This window comes from Micromonospora sp. USAFONa4 (assembly GCF_057197825.1).
The window spans coordinates 4774248-4798404 of record NZ_CM170072.1 but is presented as its reverse complement, the minus strand read 5'-3'; the positions used below and the strand labels follow the sequence as shown (position 1 = coordinate 4798404).

Genomic DNA, 24157 nt, shown 5'->3' with positions numbered 1-24157 from the left:
GCGCGCGGTCCGTGACGCCTGGCGCACCGGAGGCCGACGGCGATTCCTGCTCAGACCACAGCGAGGACGACATGGCGAACAAGTGCCCGGCGCACGGGCATCAGATGGTGATGGACGACGACTACTTCGCTAGCCCGTACGCGGCGTACGAGGTCTACGCGTCACTGCACGAAAAGGGTGCCGTGCACCGCACCTGCCTGCCCGACCACGGCCCCGTGTGGCTGGTGACCGGCCACGCCGAGGTCTACTCCGCGCTCCGCGACAGGCGCCTCGCGCGGCCCCGCGAATACAGCAACGGGGACTTCACCAGCAAGCGCTTCCCGGAGGGCGAGGCGACCGGGACGATCGTCACCCTCGACCCGCCGGAGCACACGCGGCTCAAGAAGATGATCAACTTCACCTTCCTGCCCCGCAACCTGGAGACCTTCCGCCCCCGGGTGCACCAGCTGGTCAAGGCCCGGCTGGACGCGATCGAGGAGGCCGGCGGCGGCGACCTGGTCGAGGACTACGCGGCCATCCTGCCGATCACGATCGTCTGCGACGTGCTCGGCATCCGCGAGGAGTACCGCAAAGACCTGAAGCACTGGGCGGACCTGGTGTTCAGCGGCGACAACGAGACCAACGCGATGGTCCGCACGAAGATGTCGCACTTCATGAACATGGTCCGCGAGGAGAAGACGAAGGAGCCCGGCGAGGACCTCTTCTCGTACTGGATCCACGCCAAGAACGCCGACGGCGAGCCCGAACTCAACGTCTACCAGGTGATGGCCCTGGCCCTGCTGACGATGCTGGGCGGGTACGACACCACCGCGGGCATGATCGGCCGGGGCGCGCTGGCGCTGCTCGACAGCCCGGAGACGCTGGAGCGGCTCCGCAAGGACCCGGACCTGTTCGACGTGGCCGTCGAGGAGCTGCTGCGCCGCAACGGCTCCGTGCACCACGGCTTCCGCCGCTTCGCCACGGAGGACCTGGAGATCGACGGCACGAAGATCGCCAAGGGCGAGACGGTGCTGCTGCACCTGACCGCGGCGGGCAACGACCCGAAGCGGTTCCCCGATCCGCAGGTGCTCGACATCGACCGCGAGGACAAGGCGCACGTGGCGTTCGGCGGCGGCCCGCACTTCTGCTCGGGTTCGGAGCTGGCCCGGATGGAGACGACCATCGCCCTCCGGGAGCTGTTCATGCGTTTCCCGAACATCAAGCTCGCCGCGCCCCGGGAGTCGCTCAAGGTCCGGCGTACGCCGCTGGTGCCGGCGCTGATCTCCCTGCCGGTCACGGTCTGAACGCTACGGAAGACGCGGTCCGCCGGTCACCCCGCGAGGTGGCCGGCGGATCGCGTTCTGTCGGCCCGGGCCGCTCGGTGGACACCGCCCGGGCCCGCCGCAACGGAAACGAAGAAGGGCCGCCCACGGCGGCGGTGCGGGACGTCGGCCCGCCGGGCGTTGTCGCACCCGGCGGGCCCCGCCGTCATCGCTTCGGGGCGATCGGCGTCCCGTCCTGTGCGTCGATCACCGAGATGGCCTCCACGGGGCAGAACTCGGCGGCCTCGATCACCTGGTCGGACGGCGCCACCACGTCGGCCAGCGGCCGGGAGACGGGGTCCATCGCGAAGTGGTCCGGCGCGCTGCCCACGCAAAAACCCGAGCTGATGCAGCGCTTCGACTCCACCACCAGCCGCCACCCGGCCTGGTCGCCGGCCTCGTTCACGCTCACCGCTACTCCTCTCGTCGTGCGTGCACTGTGTCGGGTTGCCGGGCCGCGCGTGGCGGCCCGCCCGGTCGCGGCGCGAGCCGGCCCACGTCAGCTCACCACCGAGTACTTCTGCCAGCCGGTCGCGACGACCTCCGGCGCGGACAGCGTCGCGAACGGCCGGTCCGGGTCGAACGTGCCGTGGTGCAGGTGGACGACGAGCGTGCCGTCGGGGCGCAGACCCAGCACGTCCGGGCGGCCGTCGAGATCGATGTCCGTCACGGTGATGATCTCGTACTCCTGCCAGCCGTGGGCGAGCGTGAACCACCGGCCCTCGCCGCGCCACCACGGGCCCTCGCCGGAGGTGTTGTGCGCGAACTCGTACAGGTCGAGGTCGCCGTTGGCGCGGCGGACCAGCAGGTCGGCCCGGCCGGTGCCGGTGAAGTCGGCCATCGCGAGAGGGAAGTCGTCGACGTCGACGGTCACCATGCGGTGCGCGGTGCGGTCGTACGTCTCGTTCTCCGTCACCTGCCGCTGGTTGAAGAACGCGTCGACGTGGCCCGCGTTCTGCTCGCGGCCGAACATGTCGTCACAGCCGTCCAGGTCCAGGTCCGCGATGCCGAGGGTCTCCCACTTCTTGTCGTCGCGGGCACCGGAGATGCGGATCGGCTCGCCGAGCGTGTCGAGACCGTTCAGCCCACCCCTGTTCGGATAGAGGAAGATCCCATGGGTCTCGTTCATGTGCGTCATGCTGACGCCGATGACGTCGGCGTAGCCGTTGCCGTTGACGTCGATGGGGCGGACCAGCCCGTGGTTGCGGTTCGGATGGAAGCCGGTGCTGATCAGCTCCGGCTCGCCGAAGGTCCCGCTACCCCGGAAGCTGCCGCTGTGCGGGAAGACCAGCAGTTCGCCCGTGACGTCGTCGCGGACCATGATGTCCATCCTCCCGTCCCCGTTGAACGAACGGCAGTGACCGTTCCCGCTCATGCGTGCCACAAATAACCTCCACGTACGCCCCGAAATGCGAAAGCCCGATCGTTCCGACCGGAGACCGAGAAACGGCGGGAATCAGCGGAACCTGACGTGCGAACGGTTCAGCTCGCCCACCGAGGAGACCCCGAGCAGCTTCATGGTGACCTCGATCTCCCGGCTCAGGATCTCCATGGCCCGTACGACGCCGCGCCGGCCGCCGGCCATCAGCCCGTACTGGTAGGCCCGACCGACCACCGCGGCGCTGGCGCCCAGGGCGATCGCCGCCACGATGTCCGCGCCCGAGGTGATGCCGGTGTCGACGAGCACCTCGACCCGGTCGCCCACCTCGTCCACGACGTCGGGCAGCAGCTCGACGGGCACCGGGGCCCGGTCGAGCTTGCGTCCGCCGTGCGTGGACAGCCACACCCCGTCGACCCCGACGTCCGCGACCCGCCTGGCGTCGGCGACGCTCTGCACGCCCTTGGCGACGAGCTTGCCCGACCAGGCGCCGCGCAGCCACTCGACGTCGTCGATGGACAGCCGCGGGTTGAACACCCGCTTGATCATGTCGGACGCGGACCCGCCGGTGGCCTTGAGCACCTGCGGGGACGGCGTGCCGGCCCGCCACTGCCGCATCCACCAGCCCGGGTGCAGGAACGCCTCGGCGATGGTGCCGACGCTCATCGACGGCGGGATGGTCAGGCCGTTGCGGATGTCGCGGCGGCGCGGCACGGAGATCGGCGTGTCCAGCGTCAGCAGGATGGTGTCGAACTTCGCCTCCTCGGCGAGCGCGATCAGTTCCTTGACCATCGCCCGGTCCTCGGCGAAGTACAGCTGGAACCAGTGCCGGCCCTCCGGCGCGGCGGCGGCGACGTCCGCCAGCGAGGTGGTCGCGAGGGTGGAGACCGAGTACGGGATGCCGAACTGCTGCGCCACCGACGCGACGGCCGGCTCGCCCTCGGCGTGCATCACCCGGTTGAAACCGACCGGCGCCAGGGCGAACGGCAGCTTCTGCCGCTTGCCGAGCACCGTCCGGCTGGTGTCCAGGTGGGACACGTCGCGCAGCACCGACGGCTGGAACTCGATGTTGGCGAACGTCTCCCGGGCGCGGCTGAGGCTGCGCTCGCTGTCCGCCGCCCCGTCGCAGTAGTCGAACACCATCCGGGGCACCGCCCGGCGGGCCACGTCGCGCAGGTCGGCGATGCCCGCCGCGCGCAGCAGCCGGCGTTCCGTCGGGTTCCACGCCACCTTGGGCGGCTTGATCAGCGTGCTCATCCGAGCGGACTTGCTCATGGGGGCTTCCTTCCGAGAGGGGGGTGACGAAGGTCCGCTCCTCGTCGTGGGGGGTCTGCTACGCGACGAGGGCCCGCTGGGCGAGCAGTTCCTCGACCACCTCGGCAGGCGTCGGGTGGTCGTAGACGAGCGCGGCGGTCAGCTCCAGCCCGGTGAGAGCCTCGAGCCGGCGCCGCAGTTCCACGGCGGTGAGGGAGGAGAAACCGATGTCGAGGAACTCCTGGTTCTCGTCGACCGTGGCGGCCGACGGCAGACCGAGCGTGTAGGCGGTCTGGGCCCGTACCACGTGGGACAGCACCGCGCGGGTCTCGGCCTCGTCGGCGCCGTCGAGCAGCCGGCGCAACGCGTCGGGGCTGTCGGCGTCGAGCGTGTCCTCGGCGGCCTCGGTGACGTGGCGCATCGCGTCCGGCAGGTCCCGCAGCAGCGGGCTCGGCCGGTACCGGGTGTAGTCGGGCACGAACGAGGGCCAGTCCACGGCGGCGGCGACCCGGCCGGCCGCGCCCGTGCCCACCGCCGCGCCGAACTGCTCGACGGTGACGTCCGGGCCGACCGCGATCGACACAACCCCGTCGCGCTGCTGGGCGATCGCGTCGAACACGGCGGCCGTCCCGGCGGCGCCGGCGAGACCGAACAGCTCGTCGGCCGTGTGCACGAGCACGAGCCGCTCGGCGCTGGCGGCGAGGGCGGTCGCGACCGGGTCGTCGGCGTCGCTGGTGACGACCACCGTGTCGGCGGCCCCCGTGGTGACCGTCGCGCCCGCCGCCTCCAGCAGGGCCGCGATCCGGTCCGCCAGCGGCCCGCCGTGCAGCGCGACCGGGCCCGCCGGGCGCCACGGCTCACCGGTCGGCGCGGGGGCCGCGACGAGCCGGCGGGCGAAGACGCCCGCCGAGCGCAGCGCCACCTGGTCCTCGCCGGCGCCCCGGGTGAGCACCCGGCACAGGGCGGTCAGCGTCCGCTCGTCGAGCGTCTCCGGCAGGTCGACGACCCCGCCCCAGGCCCGGGGCGTGGCGAGGGCGGTGGACCGCCCGAAGCCGTACGCCGCCGCCCCGTCCAGGTCGGTGATCCGCTCGGTGGGGGTGACCGCGGCCGCGCCCCGGGTCAGGCACCACACGGGAGCCTCGACGCGGGACTCGTCGAGGGCCCGCAGCAGCCCGGCCGGGGTGGGGCCGGCGGACGTCGTCAGCACCCCCGCCGCCACGTGTTCGGGCACCAGGTCGAGCAGCTCGTCCGCCGTGCCCTCGCGGTACACGCGGACGTCGGCGCCGTGCCGGGCCATCGCCTCGCCGATCCGGTCGGCGTCCGCCGGCACCAGCCACACGCCCCGCAGCGCGGGCACCGGCAGCTCCGTGACCGGGGACCACCGCAGCTGGTAGCCGGGCGCGGGCCCGCGTCGCCACGACGACAGCGCCACCGCCACGTCCTTCAGGGTCGCGGTGTCGTCCAGGCCCAGCAGCGCGCCCAGGTCGTCGCGCTCGACCGCGGCCCAGAAGTCGTCGCCGGGCGCGGCGGCGGCGGGCGGGTCCGGCCACAGGCGGGTGCGCTGGAAGGCGTACGTGGGCAGGGCGACCGGGCGCGCGCCGGCGAAGAAGGCCGGCCAGTCGACGGGTACCCCGCGGTTGTGCAGGCGGGCGAGCGCCTCCGTCGCCACCTGCGGCCCGTCCCGGTCGGCGCGCTGGGCGGGCACGAACTCGCCGTCGGCCACGCACTCCCGGCCGAGCGCGGTGAGCACCGCGTCCGGGCCCAGTTCGAGGAAGGTGCGTACGCCGCGTGCCGCCAGCGCCTCGACGGCCGCGGCGAACCGGACCGTCGCCCGTACCTGACGCACCCAGTACTCGGGGGTCAGCTCGGCGGGCTCACCGGTGACCGTGGAGAGCACCGGGATCGTCGGCGGGTGGTGGGTGACGGACCTGGCCACCGCGCGGAACTCGTCGAGCATGGGCTCCATCAGCGGCGAGTGGAACGCGTGCGACACGGTGAGCCGCCTGGTCTTGCGGCCGCTGGCAGCCAACTTTTCGGCGACCGCCAGGGTGGCGGCCTCCTCGCCGGAGAGCACCACCGACTCCGGCCCGTTCACGGCGGCGATCGCCACGGCGTCGGAGAGCAGCGGGACGACCTCGTCCTCGGTGGCGCGTACGGCCACCATCGCGCCGCCGGTCGGCAGCGCCTGCATCAGCCGGCCGCGGGCGGCCACCAGCCGGGCGGCGTCCGGCAGGGTGAGGACCCCCGCCACGTGCGCCGCCGCCAGCTCACCGATCGAGTGCCCCGCCACGAAGTCCGGCCGCACCCCCCACGACTCGAACAACCGGAACAGCGCCACCTCCACCGCGAACAACGCCGGCTGCGCCCACCCCGTCTGATGCACCTGCTCGGTGTCCAACACCTCCCGCAACGGCCGCTCAAGATGCCTGTCCAGTTCCCCGCACACCTCGTCGAACGCCGCCGCGAACACCGGGAAGCCCAACAGTTCCCCCGCCATCGCGACCCGCTGCGACCCCTGCCCGGTGAAGAGCACGGCGGTCGCCCCGGCGGTGTCGGCGACCCCGCCGACGACCCCGGGGGCGTTCTCGCCACGGGCCAGTGCGGCCAGTCCGGCGCGCAGCTCGGCCAGGTCCCGGCCGAGCACGACCGCCCGGTGCCGCAGGGCGGTACGGGTGGTGGCCAGCGAGAAGCCGGCGTCCACGGCGGACGCCGCGTCGGTGAGGTGCGCGGCGAGGCGGGCCGCCTGGTCCCGCAGCGCGGCCTGGTCCCGGCCGGACACCACCAGGGGCACCACCGGCACCTCGGCCGTCGAGTCCACCACCACGGGCTCGGGCGCCTGCTCGATGATCGCGTGCGCGTTGGTGCCGGAGATGCCGAACGAGGAGACGCCGGCGCGACGCGGGCGGCCCGTCTCCGGCCACGGCACCGCCGCGGTCAGCAGTTGGACGGCCCCGTCCGCCCAGTCCACGTGCGGCGACGGCGCGTCGACGTGCAGGGTCGGCGGCAGCAGGCCGTGCCGGATCGCCTCCACCATCTTGATCACCCCGGCGACGCCGGCGGCGGCCTGGGTGTGCCCGATGTTCGACTTGATCGAGCCGACCCAGAGCGGGTGCTCGCCCCGGTCGCGCCCGTACGTCGCGATGAGCGACCGGGCCTCGATCGGGTCGCCCAGGGTGGTGCCGGTGCCGTGCGCCTCGACGGCGTCCACGTCGGCCGGTCGCAGCCCCGCGTCGGCGAGCGCCTGGTTGACCAGGCGCTGCTGGGACGGCCCGTTCGGCGCGGTCATGCCGTTGCTCGCGCCGTCCTGGTTGACGGCGGTGCTGCGTACGACGGCGAGCACCGGGTGGCCGTTGCGGCGCGCGTCGGAGAGCCGTTCGAGCACCAGCACGCCGACGCCCTCACCCCAGCCGGTGCCGTCGGCGCCGGCCGCGAAGGACTTGCACCGGCCGTCCGGCGCGAGGGCCCGCTGGCGGCTGAAGTCGATGAACGCGTTGGGCGTCGCGAGCACGGTCACGCCACCGGCCAGGGCGAGCGTGCACTCGCCCCGGCGCAGCGACTGGGCGGCCAGGTGCAGGGTGACCAGCGAGGACGAGCACGCTGTGTCGACGGTGACCGCCGGCCCCTCCAGGCCCAGCGCGTACGACACCCGGCCGGAGACCACGCCGCCGGCGACGCCGGTGCCGATGAAGCCGTCGAGCTCGGGAGGCAGGTGCTGAAGGTGCGCGGTGTAGTCGTGGTACATCAGGCCGGCGAACACCCCGGTGCGACTGCCGCGCAGGGTGGTGGGATCGATGCCGGCGCGCTCGACGGCCTCCCACGAGGTCTCCAGGAACAGCCGCTGCTGCGGGTCCATGGCCAGGGCCTCGCGGCGGGAGATGCCGAAGAACTCGGCGTCGAACCAGGCCGCGTCGTACAGGAAGGCGCCCTCCCCGCAGTAGGTGCGGCCGGGCTTGTCCGGGTCCGGGTCGACGAGGTTGTCGATGTCCCAGCCCCGGTCGGTCGGGAAGCCGGCCACCGCGTCGACGCCCCCCGCGACCAGGTCCCACAGCTTCTCCGGGGAGGTGGCGCCGCCGGGGAACCGGCAGCCCATGCCGACGATCGCGATGGGGTCGTCGGTGCCGTCGGTGGCGGCCACGACCACGGCTGCGGCCGACCCACCGGCGAAGAGTTCCGCGTCCAGGTGCTCGGCCAGCGCGGTGGGGTTCGGGTAGTCGAAGACCAGCGTGACGGGCAGCCGCAGGCCGACGACCGCATTGAGGCGGTTGCGGAACTCGACGGCGGTGAGCGAGTCGAAGCCCAGTTCCTTGAACGCCTTCGTCGCGCCCACCGCCTCGGCGCCGCCGTGCCCGAGCACGACCGCGACCTGCGTACGGACGATGTCGACCAGCTCCTTGCGGCGCTCGGCCGGGCCGCGACCGGCGAGGGCCGCGACCAGGTCGGAGGCCGCCGCGGCGTCGGCGGAGACCTGGCGCCGTGCCGGGGTGCGGACCAGGCCACGCAGCACCGGGGGCAGCACGCCGCCGGTCGCCTGCTCCCGCAGGGCGGCGAGGTCCAGGTGGATCGGCACGAGGGCGGCCTCGGGCGCGCCGAGCGCCTCGTCGAAGAGCGCGAGCCCGTCCTCGGTGGAGAGGGGCCGCACGCCGGAGCGCCGCATCCGGGCGAGGTCGGCGTCGTCGAGCGCGCCGGTGAGGCCGGTGCGCTCCGCCCACATGCCCCAGGCCAGCGACACCGCGGGCAGGCCCAGGGCGCGCCGGTACGCGGCGAACGCGTCGACGAAGGCGTTGGCCGCCGCGTAGTTGCCCTGGCCGGGGCCGCCGAGGACGCCCGCGGCGGAGGAGAAGACGACGAAGGCGCTCACGTCGCCGACCAGCTCGTGCAGGTTGACGAGCGCGTCGACCTTGGGGCGCAGCGCGGTCGCGACACGCTCCGGCGTGAGCGACGGGATCATCCCGTCGTCCAGGACGCCGGCCGTGTGCACGACCGCCGTGGGCGGGTGCTCCGCGACGAGCGCGGCCAGCGCCTCGCGGTCGGCGGCGTCGCAGGCGGCGACGGTCACGTGCACGCCCTGGGCGGTCAGCTCGTCGTGCAGCGTCCGCAGGTCCCCGGTCATGCCGCGACGGCCCGCGAGCACGAGGCGACGGACGCCGTGCCGCGCGACGAGGTGCCGGGCGACGAGGCGGCCGAGCGTGCCCGACGCCCCCGTGACGAGGACCGTGCCGGTGATCTCCGGTGGCGTGCCCGGCTGCCCGGACGCCTTCGCGATGCGGGGTACGAGGACCTCGGTGCGGCGCAGGGCGAGCTGCGGCTCGCCCGAGCGCAGCGCCGGCACGAGGTTCGGCGCCCACTGCCCGCCCGCCACGTCGACGAGCACGATCCGGCCGGGGTTCTCGGACGCGGCCGAACGCAGCAGGCCCCACACGGCGGCGAGCGCCGGCCGGGTCGCGTCGGTGGCCCCCTCGGTCAGCACGACCAGGCGGGCGGCGGCGAACCGGTCGTCGGCGAGCCACTCCTGGACGGCGGCGAGGGCGTGCTCCACCGCCCGGTAGGTGACCCCGACCAGGTCGTCGCCGTCGGAGGTGACCGGGAGGACCACGAAGTCGGGTACCTCGCCGATCGCGGCGAGGCTGTCGTACGCGGTGGCGCCGGGCAGCTCGCCGCCCACGACCGCCAGCGTGGCCGCGCCGTCGGTCACCGGGACGGGCACCCAGTCGAGCACGTGCATCGCCTGGTGGCGCGGGTTGGTCAGGTCGGCGAGCGCGTTCGCGGGCAGGCGGCGCACGGCCAGCGCGTCGATCGTGGCGACCGGCGCACCCGCGTGATCGGCGACGGTCACCGCGACGGCGTTCGGGCCCGCCGACCGGATGGTGACCCGCAGCCGGGCGGCACCGGTGGCGTGCAGGGTCACCCCGTGCCAGGCGAAGGGCAGCCAGGGCCCACCCTCGCCGTCGTCGGAGGTGAACACGCCCAGGCCGAGCGGGTGCAGCGCCGCGTCGAGCACCGCGGGGTGCAGGCCGAAGCCCGCGACCTTCGCCGTCTCGGGGGCGGTGACCTCGGCGAACAGCTCGTCGCCCCGCCGCCACACCGACCCCAGGCCGCCGAAGGCGGGGCCGTACGTCACGTCGAGCGCCGCGAACCGGTCGTACAGCTCGGCGGTGTCCAGGGCCTCGGCGCCCTCGGGCGGCCAGACGCCCGCCGGGGCCGCCGCGCGGTCGTCGGCGCCGGAGTTCCCGGTGCCCAGGGTGCCGGTGGCGTGCCGAGTCCACGGGCCGTCGCCGTCGGGCCGCGAGTGGACGGTCAGCCGCCGGGCGCCGTCCGGGCCGGGCTCGCCGACGCGGAGCTGGACCTGCACCGCGCCCCGCTCCGGCACCACCAGGGGCGCTTCGAGCGTCAGCTCCTCGACCTCGCCTGCGCCCACCTCGTCGCCGGCGCGGACCGCCAGCTCGACGAAGGCCGTGCCGGGCAGGAGGATCCGGCCCGCCACCCGGTGGTCGGCGAGCCACGGGTGCGCCGAGGTCGACAGCCGGCCGGTGAGCAGCACCCCGTCCGCGCCGGCCAGCGACACGGTCGCGCCGAGCAGCGGGTGGCCGGTGGAGCCGAGGCCGAGGCCGGTGGCGTCGACCGGGCCGCCCGCCCCGCTGGGCCAGTAGGTGCGGCGCTGGAAGGCGTACGTGGGCAGGGCGACCGGTCCGGCGGGGGCGGTGACCAGCGTGGCCCAGTCCGGCTGCACGCCCCGGGTGTGCGCCTGCCCCAGCGACAGCAGGAACCGGCGCAGGCCGCCCTCGTCGCGGCGCAGCGTGCCGACGACCGAGCCGCCGCCCGCCTCGTCGAGCAGGTCCTGCACGGCGGGTACGAGCACCGGGTGCGAGCTGACCTCGACGAAGGAGTCGATGCCGTCGGCGATGACGCCGCGTACGGTCTGCTCGAACTCGACGGTCTGCCGCAGGTTGCGGTACCAGTACTCGGCGACCAGCTCGGCGGTGTCGAGCAGCTCACCGGTGACGGTCGAGTAGAGCGGCACGTCGCCGGTGCGGGGCCGCACGCCGGCGAGGACCCGGAGCAGCTCGTCGCGCATCGACTCGACGTGCGCGGAGTGCGAGGCGTAGTCGACGTCGATGCGCCGCGCGCGGACCCCGTCGCGCTCGCACTCGGCGAGCAGCTCGTCGAGCGCCTCGGGCGCGCCGGAGACGACCACGGTGGACGGCCCGTTCACGGCGGCGACCGACAGCCCGGGCCGCAGGCGCCGGGCGAGGCTCGCGACCGGCTCGGACACGGACACCATGCCGCCCCGCCCGGCGAGGTCCACGGCGATCAGCTGGCTGCGCCGGGTCACCACCAGGGCGGCGTCGTCCAGGGTGAGCGAGCCGGCCACGCAGGCGGCGGCGATCTCGCCCTGGGAGTGCCCGACGACGGCGGCGGGCTCGATCCCGTGCGAGCGCCACAGCGCCGCCAGCGAGACCATCATGGCGAACAGCGCCGGCTGGACGACGTCGACCCGCTCCAGGGAGGCGGCACCGGGGACGCCGCGCAGCACGTCGAGCAGCGACCAGTCGGTGTGCCGGTCCACGGCGGTGGCGCACTCCGCCATCCGCTCGGCGAAGACGGGTGCGGTGTCCAGCAGCTCGGCGGCCATGCCCAGCCACTGCGAGCCCTGGCCGGGGAAGAGGAACGCGGTGCGCTCGCCGGCGTCGGCGAGCCCGGTGACGAGGTTGCGGGCCGCGCCGCCGTCGGCGAGCGCGTCGAGCGCGGCGGACAGCTCGTCCCGGTCCCCCACGAGGACGGCGCGGTGCGGTAGGCGGGCGCGGGTGCTGGCGAGCGCGTACGCGACGTCGTGCGTGCCGAGGTCGTCGGTCAGGCGGTCGCGCAGCCGGACCGCCTGCTCGCGCAGCGCCGCCTCGGTCCGGGCCGACAGCACCCACGTGGCGGGGCCCTCGGCCGGCGGGGCGCTCTGCGGGGCCTCGGCGGCCGGTGGTTCCTCGATCAGCACGTGGGCGTTGGTGCCCGAGATGCCGAACGACGAGACCCCCGCCCGCCGCGGGTTCTCGCCCCGTGGCCACCGCACCGGCTCGCTGAGCAGCTGGACGGCGCCGTCGGCCCAGTCCACGTGGTGCGACGGCTTGTCGACGTGCAGGGTGCGGGGCAGCTCCTCGTGCCGCAGCGCCATGACCATCTTGATCACGCCCGCGACGCCGGCGGCGGCCTGGGTGTGCCCGAAGTTCGACTTCACCGAGCCGAGCCAGAGCGGCCGGTCACGCTCCTGGCCGTAGGTGGCGATGAGCGACTGGGCCTCGATCGGGTCGCCCAGCGTGGTGCCCGTGCCGTGCGCCTCCACCGCGTCCACGTCGGCCGTGGTGAGCCCGGCGTTCGCCAGCGCGGCCCGGATGACCCGCTGCTGCGACGGCCCGTTCGGCGCCGTGAGGCCGTTCGACGCGCCGTCCTGGTTGACGGCCGAGCCGCGTACCACCGCCAGGACTCGGTGCCCGTTGCGGCGCGCGTCCGACAGCTTCTCCAGCACCAGTACGCCGACGCCCTCGCCGAACGCGGTGCCGTCCGCCGCCGAGGCGAACGCCTTGACCCGGCCGTCCGGGGCGAGCCCCTTCTGGCTGGAGAACTCGATGAACGTGCCGGGCGTGGAGATGACGCAGGTGCCGCCGGCCAGCGCGAGGTCGCAGTCGCCGCTGCGCAGCGCGTGCGCGGCCACGTGCACCGCCACCAGCGACGACGAGCAGGCCGTGTCCACGGTGACGGCCGGACCCTCCAGCCCCAGCACGTACGACACCCGGCCGGACACGACGCTGCCCGCGACCCCGGTCATCGTGTAGCCGATCAGCGCGTCCACGTCGCGCTGCATGGCGTTCAGGTACTCGACGCTGTTCGCGCCGACGAACACGCCGGTCCGGCTGCCCCGCAGCGAGTGCGGGTCGATCCCGGCGTGCTCGAACGCCTCCCACGACGTCTCCAGCATCAGCCGCTGCTGCGGGTCCATGGCGAGCGCCTCGCGCGGGCTGATGCCGAAGAAGCCCGCGTCGAAGTCGGTGGCGTCCGGGATGAAGCCGCCCCGCCGCACGTAGCTGGTGCCGGAGCCGCTGTCCGGGTCGAACAGGTCGTCCAGGTCCCAGCCCCGGTTGGTGGGGAAGTCGGTGATGCCGTCGCCGCCGGACGACACCAGCTCCCACAGGTCGTCGGCGGAGCGCACGCCGCCGGGGAAGCGGCAGCCGATGCCGACAATGGCGATCGGCTCCCGCTCCGTCGCGGTACGCAGCTTGCGCCGCGTCTCGTGCAGGTCGGCCGTCACGCGCCGGAGGTACTCGACAAGCTGCTCTTCGTTCGCCATCAGTAAGCCCTCCTCAGCGCGTCCGGTTCAGGCGGCGCCGAGTTCGTCGTCGATGAACCGCAACAGCTCGTCGGCGGAGGCGGTCTTCAGCACCAGGCCCACGTCCGGTCCGTCGGGTTCGGCGTCCACGTCGGACCTGCCACGCCAATTCGACATCACCGCGTGCAACCGATCGGTAATCCGTGCCTTGACCGCGTCCTCCAGACCCGCCGCACCGGCCTGCGCGAACGAGCGCTCCAGCCGGTCCAGCTCGGCCAACAGCCCCGCGGCCGGGTCCACCTCGGCCGGGGCCAGCCCGGCCAGCAGGTGGTCGGTGAGCGCCGCGGCGGTCGGGTGGTCGAACACCATGGTGGCGGAGAGCTTCAGGCCGGTGGCCGCCTTCAGCCGGTTACGGAACTCGACAGCGGTGAGCGAGTCGAAGCCCAGCTCGGTGAACGGCCGGTCGGGGTCCACCGCGCTCGCGCCGGCGTGCCCGAGCACGGCGGCGGCCTGTGCCTTGACGAACTCCAGCGCGGTGTGCCGCCGCTGCGGGCCGCTCTGGCTCGCCAGGTGGTCGCGCAGGGCGCCGGGCGACTGCGCCGCCTGCTCGACCGACCGTCGGGACGGGCCCCGCACCAGGCCACGCAGCAGCGCGGGCAGCAGGCCCGAGCGGCCCAGCTCGCGCAGCGCCGCCGGGTCCATCGGCATCGGCACCAGCAGCGACTCGTCGACCAGCTCCGCCGCGTCGTACAGCGCCATGCCCTGCTCCACCGACAGCTCCAGCAGGCCGACGCGGGCCATCCGGGCGCGGTCGTTGGCGTCGAGATGCGCGGTCATCCCGCTCGCCTCGCTCCACAGGCCCCAGGCCAGCGAACGGGCGGGCAGCCCGGCCGCCCGGCGCCGCGCCACGAGCGCGTCCAGGAAGGTGTTCGCCGCCGCGTAGTTGCCCTGCCCGGGGCCGCCCATCGTGCCGGCCGCCGCGGAGAACACGACGAACTCGGCCAGCTCGGCGTCCAGGGTCAGCTCGTGCAGGTTGACCGCCGCGTCGACCTTGGGCCGCAGCACCGCGTCGACCTGCTCCGGGGTCAGCGCGGCGACCAGGCCGTCGTCGAGGACGCCCGCCGTGTGCACCACGGCGGTCAGCGGGTGCGCGGCGGGCACCCGGGCCAGGGTCCCGGCCAGCGCCGCGCGGTCCGCCGCGTCGCACGCCGCGACGGTGACCTCCGCGCCGTACGAGGTCAGCTCGGCCACCAGCTCGGCGGCCCCGGGGGCGTCCGGGCCACGGCGGCTGGTCAGCAGGAGGTGCCGCACCCCGCGCCGGGTCACCAGGTGCCGGGCCAGCAGACCGCCGAGGGTGCCGGTGCCGCCCGTGACGAGCACCGTGCCGTCGGGGTCCCGCCGGGGCGGCGCGGTGAGCACGAGCTTGCCGACGTGCCGGGCCTTCGACATGAACCGGAACGCCTCCGGGGCGCGACGGATGTCGTACGGCCGCACCGGCAGCGGCGTGAGGTCGCCCGTCCCGAACAGGGCGACCACGTCGCGCAGGATCGCGCCGACCCGGTCCGGGTCGATGGCGAGCAGGTCGAACGCCTGGTAGGCGACGCCGGGGTGGTCGGCGGCGACCCGGTCCGGGTCCCGCACGTCGGTCTTGCCCATCTCGACGAACCGGCCGCCCGCGCCGAGCAGGCGCAGCGAGGCGTCGACGAACTCCTTCGCCAGCGAGTCGATCACCACGTCGATGCCGGCCGCGCCGAAGCGCTCCTCGAACTCCAGGGTGCGGGAGTTGCCGATGTGCGTGTCCGGCAGCCCCATCGCGCGCAGCGCGTCCCACTTGCCGGTGCTGGCGGTGCCGTACACCTCCGCGCCGAGGTGCCGGGCGAGGCGGACCGCCGCCATGCCGACGCCACCGGCCGCGGCGTGCACCAGCACCCGCTCCCCCGGCTTGACCTGGGCCAGGTCGACAAGCGCGTAGTAGGCGGTGCAGAACGCGATAGGCGTCGACGCCGCCGTGGCGAACGACCAGCCCGACGGCACCGGCACGACCATCCGCGCGTCGGTGACCACCTCGGTGCCGAAGGCGCCGTAGAACAGGCCCATGACCCGGTCGCCGACCGCGACGCCGGTCACGTCCGGCGCGGTCTCGACGACCACGCCGGCTCCCTCGCCGCCCATCACGCCGCCGCCGGGGTACATGTCGAGGGCGATCAGCACGTCCCGGAAGTTCAGGCCGGCGGCCCGCATCGCGATGCGCACCTGGCCCGACCCCAGCGGGCGCGGTTCCTCCGCCTCGGGCAGCAGCGCCAGGTTGTCCAGCGTGCCGCGTTCGGTGACGTCCAGCCGCCAGCGCTCGGCCGGCGGCGCCGCCAGCGCGGGGCTGCTCGCCGCGCGGGCGAGCCGGGGGGCCAGCAGGACGCCGTCGCGGACAGCGAGCTGCGGCTCGTCGGCCGCGACCGCCGCCGCGAGCGCCCGGTGCGGCTCGCGGTCGTCGACGTCGAGCAGGACGAAGCGGTCCGGGTGCTCGCTCTGGGCCGACCGGAGCAGGCCCCACACCGGTGAGCTGGACAGGTCGGGGGCCGCCTCCTGCACGCTCACCGCGTCCCGGGTGACGACGACCAGCCGGGCGTCGGCGAACCGCTCGTCGGCGAGCCACTCGCGCAGCACCGCGAGGGTGTCGTGGACGACCCGGTGGGCCGCCCCGGCGGGGTCGTCGGCCGCGCCGGCCGCGCAGGGCAGCACGACCAGGGCGGGCGTCGGCGCGCCGTCGGCCACCCGGGCCCGCAGGGTCGCCAGGTCCGGGTACGCGTCGGTGACGAGGCCGGCGTCCTGCGGCAGGGTGCACCCACCGAGGGCCGCCCAGCGGGCGTCCGGCGCGGTCGCCGGCGCGGCGACCGGGGTCCACTCCAGGCGGAACAGGGCGTCGTGGTGCGTGCTCGGCTGCGCGGGGGCGGTGGCCTCCCGCAGCACCAGCGACTCGACCTCGGCGACCACGGTGTTGCCCTGGTCGGCGACGGTCACCGCGACCGTGTTCCGGCCGCGCGGACGCAGCCGGACGCGCAGCTCCGTCGCGCCGACGGCGTGCACGGAGACGCCGCTCCACTCGAACGGCAGCAGCGCCTCGGTGCCGCTGGTGACGAGCGCGAGCGGGTGCAGCGCGGCGTCGAGCAGCGCCGGGTGCAGGCCGTACCCGGCCGCCGTCCGGGCAGCCTCCGCCGGCAGGGCCACCTCGGCGAAGATGTCCTCGCCCTGCCGCCACACCCGGCGTACGCCCTGGAACGTCGGGCCGTACGTGAGACCGGCCGCGGCCAGGGTGGCGTACAGCTCGTCGGACGCGACCGGCTCGGCCGCCGGCGGCCACGCGGTGTCGAAGCCGCCCGCCGGCTCCCCGGGGGCGAGCAGGCCGACGCCGTTGCGCACCCACGGCGCCGCGTCGGTGGCGACCCCGTCCGGCCGGGAGTGGACGGTCAGCTGCCGCTGCCCGTTCTCGTCGGGCGCGCCGACGCGCAGCTGCACCTGGACCCCGCCCTTCTCCGGCAGCACCAGGGGCGCGGTCAGGGTCAGCTCCTCGACCCGGCCGCAGTCGACCTCGTCGCCGGCACGCACCGCGAGATCCACGAGCGCGGTCCCGGGCACGAACACCTGCCCGCCGACCCGGTGGTCGGCCAGCCACGGGTGCGCGGCCACCGAGATGCGGCCGGTGAAGAGCAGGCCGTCGGTGTCGGCCAGCGCGACCGCCGCGCCGAGCAGCGGGTGCTCGGTGGCGGCGAGCCCCAGCCCGGCCGCGTCGGCGGTGGCCGTGCCGACGGCCGGCCAGTACCGCTCGTGCTGGAACGGGTAGCCGGGCAGCCGGACCCGGCGCGCGCCCTCGACACCCCACGTGGGGTGCACGCCGTGCACGTGCGCCTCGCCCAGGGAGAGCAGGAAACGCGCCAGTCCCCCCTCGTCGCGACGCAGCGAGCCGACCACGGTGGCGGTGGCCTCCGCGTCGTCGATGACGTCCTGCACGCCGATGGTGAGCACGGGGTGCGGGCTGACCTCGACGATCGTGGTGACGCCCGCGTCGAGCAGTGCCCGGACGGCGGGCTCGTACCAGACGGTCTGGCGCAGGTTGCGGTACCAGTACTCGGCGTCCATCGCGACGTCGTCCAGCCAGCGGTCGTCCACTGTCGAGTAGAGCGGCACCCCGGGCCGGCGGGGCTCCAGCCCGGCCAGCACCTCGCGCAGCTCCTCGTGCAGCTCCTCCACGTACGCCGAGTGCGACGCGTAGTCCACGTCGATGCGCTTGGCGCGCACGCCGTCGCGCTGGCACTCGGCCAGCAGCTCGTCGAGGGCGTCCAGCTCGCCGGCCGCCACCGTCGAGCGCGGCCCGTTGACGGTCGCCACGGTCACCCGGCCGTCGAAGCGCTCCAGCCGGTCGCGCACCTCGGCCACCGGCAGCGGCACGGAGACCATGCCGCCCTTGCCGGACAGGCGCAGCAGCGCGCGGCTGCGCAGGGCGACGACCCTGGCCGCGTCCGCCACGGAGAGCGCGCCCGCCACGCAGGCGGCGGCGATCTCGCCCTGGGAGTGCCCCACCACGGCGGCGGGCTCGACCCCGTGGGAGCGCCACAGCTCGGCCAGCGACACCATGACGGCGAACAGGACGGGCTGGACGACGTCCACCCGGTCCAGCTCCTCCCCCCGCCGCAGGACGGCCTCCAGGGACCAGTCGACGTGCGGCGCCAGCGCGGCCTCGCACTCGGCCATCCGGGCGGCGAAGACCGGGGCGGTGTCGAGCAGCTCCACGGCCATGCCGATCCACTGCGAGCCCTGCCCCGGGAAGGAGAACGCCACCTTCCCCGGCGTGCCGGCGGCGACCCCGGTGGCCAGGTTCGGCGCGGGCTCCCCCGCGGCGAGCGCGGCGAGGCCGGCGCGCAGCTCGTCGGCGCCGCCCACCACGACCGCGCGGCGCGGATGGGTGGCCCGCAGCGACAGCGAGTACGCCAGGTCGCGGGGCGCCACCTCGGCCAGGAGCGGCTCGAGGTCGGCGGCCTGCCGGCGCAGCGCCCCGTCGGAGCGGGCGGAGAGCACGAGCGCGACCGGCCCGTCGTCGGGCGTCCGCTCGGCCTCGGGCGCCTCCGGCGCCTCCTCGATGACGAGGTGGGCGTTGGTGCCGCTGAACCCGAACGACGAGACGCCGCCGCGACGCGGCTGGCCGTTGCGGCCCCACGGCTGCGGTTCGGCGAGCAGCCGCACCCCGCCCGACCAGTCGACGTGCGCCGTCGGCTCGGCCACGTGCAGGGTCCGGGGCAGTTCGCCGTGCCGCAGCGCGAGCACCATCTTGATCACCCCGGCGACGCCGGCGGCGGCCTGGGTGTGACCGATGTTCGACTTCACCGAGCCCAGCCAGAGCGGGCGCTCGGCGGCGCGGTCCCGGCCGTACGTGGCGAAGAGCGCGTCGACCTCGATGGGGTCGCCAAGCGTGGTGCCGGTGCCGTGCGCCTCGACCACGTCCACGTCGGCGGTGGAGAGCCCGGCGTCGGCGAGCGCCTGCCGGATGACCCGCTGCTGCGAGGGGCCGTTGGGCGCGGTCAGCCCGTTGGACGCGCCGTCCTGGTTGACCGCGGTCCCGCGTACCACGGCGAGGACCTCGTGGCCGGCGGCGAGCGCGTCGGAGAGCCGTTCGAGGACGACCACGCCGATGCCCTCGCCCCAGTTGGTGCCGTCCGCGCCGGCCGCGAACGCCTTGCAGCGCCCGTCCGGGGCGAGCCCGCGCATCCGGCTGAACTCCAGGAACGCGCCCGGCGTCGACATGGCGGTGACGCCGCCCGCGACCGCCATCGCGCACTCGCCCGAGCGCAGCGCCCGCACCGCCAGGTGCATCGCCACCAGCGACGACGAGCAGGCGGTGTCCACGGTCACGGCCGGGCCCTCCAGCCCCAGCACGTACGAGAGGCGACCGGAGAGGATGCTCGCGGCGTTGCCGGTGGCCATGAAGCCTTCCGCGCTCGCCCCGGCCGCGCCGGTGATCCGGGCGTAGTCGACGTTGTTGGCGCCGACGTACACGCCTGTCGCGCTGCCCCGCAGCCCGGTCGGGTCGATGCCGGCGTCCTCGAAGGCCGCCCAGGACGCCTCCAGCACCAGCCGCTGCTGCGGGTCCATGGCCTCCGCCTCGCGGGGGCTGATGCCGAAGAAGGCCGCGTCGAAGCCCGGCAGGTCGGCGAGGAAGCCGCCCTCGCGGACGTAGCTGGTCCCGGAGTGCTCCGGGTCGGGGTGGAACAGGCCGTCGAGGTCCCAGCCGCGGTCGGTGGGGAACGGGCCGATGCCGTCGCGCCCCTCGCGCAGCATCGTCCACAGCTCCTCGGGCGAGCTGACGCCCCCGGGGAAGCGGCAGCTCATGCCGACGATGGCGATCGGCTCGTCGGCGGCGACGGTGCCGACGACCACCTCGGTGCGACCGGTCTCCAGCAGGTGCTCGGCCAGCGCGACCGGGGTCGGGTAGTCGAAGGCGACGGCCGCGGAGAGCCGTACGCCGGTGGCCTCGACCATCCGGTTGCGGAACTCCACGGCGGTGACCGAGTCGAAGCCCAGTTCCTTGAACGCGGAGGCCGGCTCGACCGCCTCCGGGCCCGCGTAGCCGAGCGTGAGCGCGACCTGGGTGCGGACCAGCCCGACGACGTGGTCGAGGCGGTCCGCCTCGGGCAGGTCGGCGAGCCGGCGGGCGAAGTCCGACGAGGCGGAGGCCTCGGCCGGTTCCTCGTCGGCCACGGCCTCGGGGATGGTGTCGAAGAGCCGGCTCGGCCGCAGCGCGGTGAACGACGGCACGAAGGTGACCCAGTCCACGTCGGCGAGCACGACGTCCGTGTCCCCGGCCGCCAGGGCCGTACGCATGGCCGCGACGGCCCGCTCCGGCGCCATCGGCGCCAGGCCCCGCTTGCGCAGCGAGGCCGAGATCTCGTCGTCCACCAGGGTGCTCTCGGCCCACGGGCCCCAGGCGAGGGCGGTGGCGACCTGCCCCCGGGCGCGCCGCGCCTCGGCGAGGGCGCACAGGTGCGCGTTGCCGGCGGCGTAGGCGGCCTGGCCTCCGCTGCCCCAGACGCCGGCCACGGAGGAGAAGAGCACGAACTCGTCGAGATCCCGCTCGGCGAAGATCGCGTCGAGGTGGGTGGCGCCGGCGACCTTGGCGGAGACGACGTCGGCGTACTCGGCGAGGTCCATGTCGACGATGCCGGTGAGCTGGGCCAGCCCCGCCACGTGCACCACGGCGCGTACGTCGGGGTAGGCGTCGACGACCGCCGCCAGGGCGGCCCGGTCGGCCACGTCGCAGGCGACGACGTCGACCTGCGCGCCCAGTCCGCGCAGCTCGTCGAGCGCCTCGGCGGGGGCGGTGCCGCGCCGGCTCAGCAGCACGACCCGCTCGGCGCCGTGGCGCGCGTACAGGCGGGCGGCCTCGATGCCGAGGGTGCCGGTGCCACCGGTGATCAGCACGGTGCCGGACGCGCCGCGCCAGCGCGGGGCGCCGGTCACCGGCGCGCGGTGCAGCCGGCGGACGAACACCCCGTCCGGGCGCACCGCGACCTGGTCCTCCCCGATGCCGGCGAGCACGCCGGCCAGCGCGGCGGCGGCGCGCCCGTCCAGCTCGGCGGGCAGGTCGACCAGGCCGCCCCAGGTGTCGGGCAGTTCCAGCGCGGCGACCCGGCCGAGGCCCCACACCTGCGACTGGGCCACGCCGGTCACCGGGTCGGCCGGGGAGGTGGCGACGGCCCCACGGGTGAGGCACCACAGCCTGGCGCCCCGCCCGGCGAGCGCGCGGATCAGGTCGAGGGTGGCGGCGGCGCCCGCCGGGACGCCGGGGTGGCCGGTCAGGAACGCCTCGTCGAGCGCGAGGAGGGAGACCACGCCTGCCGGTTCCGCGTCGAGGTGGCCGGCCAGGTCCGCCGGGCCGGTGGTGACGACCGTGGCGCCGTGCGCGGTGAGCGCGTCGGCCACCGCCGCGCCCGCGTCGCCCGGCGCCGCCGGGTCGGCGACCACCAGCAGCCAGGTGCCGGTCAGCGCCGCCGGGGTGCCGCCGGGGCGGCGCTCCCAGCGGGCCTCGTAGCGCCAGCGGTCCAGCGCGGAGCGCTCCTGCCGTCCCCGGCGCCACGCGGAGAGCGCGGGCAGCACGGACGCCAGGGGCGCCTGCGGGTCCACGTCGAGCGTGGTGACCACCGTGTCGAGGTCACCGCTGTCCACCGCCGCCCACAGGCCGTCGTCGTCGCCGGCCTGGCCGGAGCCGGCCGGGTCCACGCTGTCCTGCCAGAAACGCTCGTGCTGGAAGGGGTACGTCGGCAGGTCCACCCAGGACCGTCCGGACCGGTGGTAGAACGCCTCCGGGTCCAGCGTGACGCCCCGGGTCTCCAGCCGCGCCAGCGCCTCCACCAGGGCACCCGGCTCGTCGCGGTCCCGGCGCAGCACCGGCGCGGTCAGCACGTCGCCGTCCAGGCAGTCCGCCGCCATGGTGGCGAGCACCGAGTCCGGGCCCAGTTCGAGGAACGTCGTGGCGCCGGTCGCGGCGGCGGCGCGTACCGCGTCCGCGAAGCGCACGGTCGCGCGGACCTGCCCGACCCAGTAGTCGGGCGTCGCCAGCTCGTCGCCCGCGGGCACGCCGGTGACCGTGGAGACCAGCGGGATGCTCGGCGGCGCGTACGAGACCGTCTCGGCCACCGCCCGGAACTGCGCGAGCATCGGGTCCATCAGCGGCGAGTGGAAGGCGTGCGACACGGTCAGCCGCCGGGTGCGGCGGTCGGCGAACCGCTCGGCCACGGCCGCCACCGCCTCCTCGGTGCCGGAGACGACCACCGAGTCCGGGCCGTTGACGGCGGCGATGTCGGCGTCCGCGCCGAGCAGCGGCGCGACCTCGTCCTCGGTGGCCTGCACGGCGAGCATCGCCCCGCCGGCCGGCAGCGCCTGCATCAGCCGCCCCCGGGCGGCGACGAGGCGGGCCGCGTCGGCGAGCGTGAACACCCCCGCGACGTGCGCGGCGGCCAGCTCGCCGATCGAGTGCCCGGCCAGGACCGAGGGGGTGACACCCCACGACCGGACGAGCCGGTACAGGGCCACCTCGACGGCGAACAGGGCGGGCTGGGTCCAGCCGGTCAGGTGCAGGTCCTCGGTGTCGAGGACGTCGCGCAGCGGCCGGTCCAGGTGCGGGTCCAGGGCGGCGCACACCTCGTCGAACGCCGCCGCGAACTCGGGGTACGCCGCGTACAGCCCGCGGCCCATGCCCAGGCGCTGCGCGCCCTGCCCGGAGAAGAGCATCGCGACCCCGCCGTCGGCCACCCGGCCGCGGACCAGGTTGGCGGCCTGCTCGTCACGGGCCAGGGCGCCCAGGCCGGCGGCCAGTTCCCCGGCGGTGCCGCCGAGCACCGCGGCCCGGTGCGCGAAGCGGGACCGGGTGGTGGCCAGGGCGTAACCCAGCTCGGCCGGCTCCACCTGCGACACCACGGCGGAGAGCCGCCGCGCCTGGTCCCGCAGCGCGTTGGCGTCGCGGGCGGTGAGCAGCAGCGACGTCACCGGCGCGGCGGCCGGTTCGGGCGCGGCGACGGTGTCCGGCGCCTGCTCCACGATCACGTGGGCGTTGGTGCCGCTGAACCCGAACGACGAGACCGCGGCCCGGCGCGGCTGCCCGGTCTGCGGCCACTCGGTGGCGGCGGTCAGCAGCCGTACGTTGCCGGCCGTCCAGTCCACCTGGTCCGACGGCTGCTCGGCGTGCAGCGTCGCGGGCAGGACGCCGCGCCGGATCGCCTCCACCATCTTGATGACCCCGGCGACCCCGGCCGCGGCCTGGGTGTGGCCGATGTTCGACTTCACCGAGCCGAGCCAGAGCGGGTCCTCCCGGTCCTGGCCGTACGTGGCGAGCAGCGCCTGTGCCTCGATCGGGTCGCCCAGGGTCGTGCCGGTGCCGTGCCCCTCGACCACGTCGACCTGGCGCGTCGACAGGCCCGCGTCGACAAGCGCGGCCTCGATGACCCGCTGCTGCGACGGCCCGTTGGGCGCGGTCAGCCCGTTCGACGCGCCGTCCTGGTTGACCGCGGAGCCCCGCACGACCGCCAGGACGCGGTGGCCGTGCTCGATCGCGTCCGACAGCCGCTCCACCAGCAGCACGCCGGCGCCCTCGGCGAACCCGGTGCCGTCGGCGTCCGCCGAGTACGAGCGGCACCGCCCGTCCGGTGACAGGCCACGCTGGCGGGAGAACTCGACGAACGTCAGCGGCGTCGCCATGACCGAGACGCCGCCGACGAGCGCGAGGGTGCAGTCGCCCCGGCGCAGCGCCTGGATCGCCAGGTGCAGCGCGACGAGCGACGACGAGCAGGCGGTGTCGACGGTGACCGCCGGCCCCTCCAGCCCCAGGGTGTAGGCGACCCGGCCGGAGACCACGCTGCCGGAGCTGTTGCTGCCCGCGTAGTCGTGGTACATCAGGCCGGTGAAGACGCCGGTCGGGCTGCCGGCGAGCGAGGTGGGGTCGATGCCGGCGCGCTCCAGCGTCTCCCACGCGACCTCCAGCAGCAACCGCTGCTGGGGGTCCAGGCCGACCGCCTCGCGGGGGCTGATGCCGAAGAACGTCGGGTCGAAGTCCGCCGCGTCGTACAGGAAACCGCCGCGCGAGGTGTACGAGGTGCCCTCCCGCTGCGACCGGGGGTCGTACAGCGACTCCAGGTCCCAGCCGCGGTCGGTCGGGAACGCGCCGGTGGCGTCGGTCCCGGACTCCACCAGCCGCCACAGGTCCTCGGGACTCGTCACGCCGCCGGGGTAGCGGCAGGCCATACCGACGATCGCGACCGGCTCGTGCGCGGACGCCTCCACCTCGTGCAGGCGCTGCCGGGTCTTCTGCAGGTCGACCGTGACCCGCTTCAGGTAGTCCCGGAGCTTGTCCTCGTTGGCCACTACGGTCGCCCTCCT

General features: G+C 75.2%; 5 protein-coding genes and 1 pseudogene. 1 reads left to right on the top strand and 5 read right to left on the bottom strand.

What is annotated here, in order from left to right:
• Window positions 1-71: 71 nt before the first annotated feature.
• Window positions 72-1283, top strand: coding sequence for a cytochrome P450 (locus AC0OO9_RS21125; protein WP_484511809.1), 1212 nt, complete (start codon window positions 72-74; stop codon window positions 1281-1283).
• Window positions 1284-1467: 184 nt separating this feature from the next.
• Here AC0OO9_RS21125 and AC0OO9_RS21120 read toward each other — a convergent pair whose 3' ends face one another.
• From AC0OO9_RS21120 to AC0OO9_RS21100, 5 genes and pseudogenes are all read right to left on the bottom strand, one after another.
• Window positions 1468-1713, bottom strand: coding sequence for a ferredoxin (locus AC0OO9_RS21120; RefSeq protein ID WP_311414152.1), 246 nt, complete (start codon window positions 1711-1713; stop codon window positions 1468-1470).
• A gap of 87 nt (window positions 1714-1800) precedes the next feature.
• On the bottom strand, window positions 1801-2676 hold the full coding sequence (locus AC0OO9_RS21115; RefSeq protein ID WP_484511807.1) for an FG-GAP repeat domain-containing protein: 876 nt from the start codon (window positions 2674-2676) through the stop codon (window positions 1801-1803).
• A gap of 81 nt (window positions 2677-2757) precedes the next feature.
• Entirely contained in the window at window positions 2758-3954 is a 1197-nt protein-coding gene (locus AC0OO9_RS21110; RefSeq protein WP_421457651.1) for an alpha-hydroxy acid oxidase, read from the bottom strand.
• A 58-nt stretch (window positions 3955-4012) separates the two neighbouring features.
• Window positions 4013-13225 (bottom strand): annotated as a pseudogene (locus AC0OO9_RS21105) (type I polyketide synthase); the annotation flags it as partial.
• Window positions 13226-13291: 66 nt separating this feature from the next.
• Window positions 13292-24142 carry a type I polyketide synthase gene (locus AC0OO9_RS21100; RefSeq protein ID WP_484511805.1) on the bottom strand — a complete coding sequence of 3617 codons (10851 nt, stop codon included), beginning with the start codon at window positions 24140-24142 and terminating at the stop codon, window positions 13292-13294.
• Between the last annotated feature and the right edge of the window lie 15 nt (window positions 24143-24157).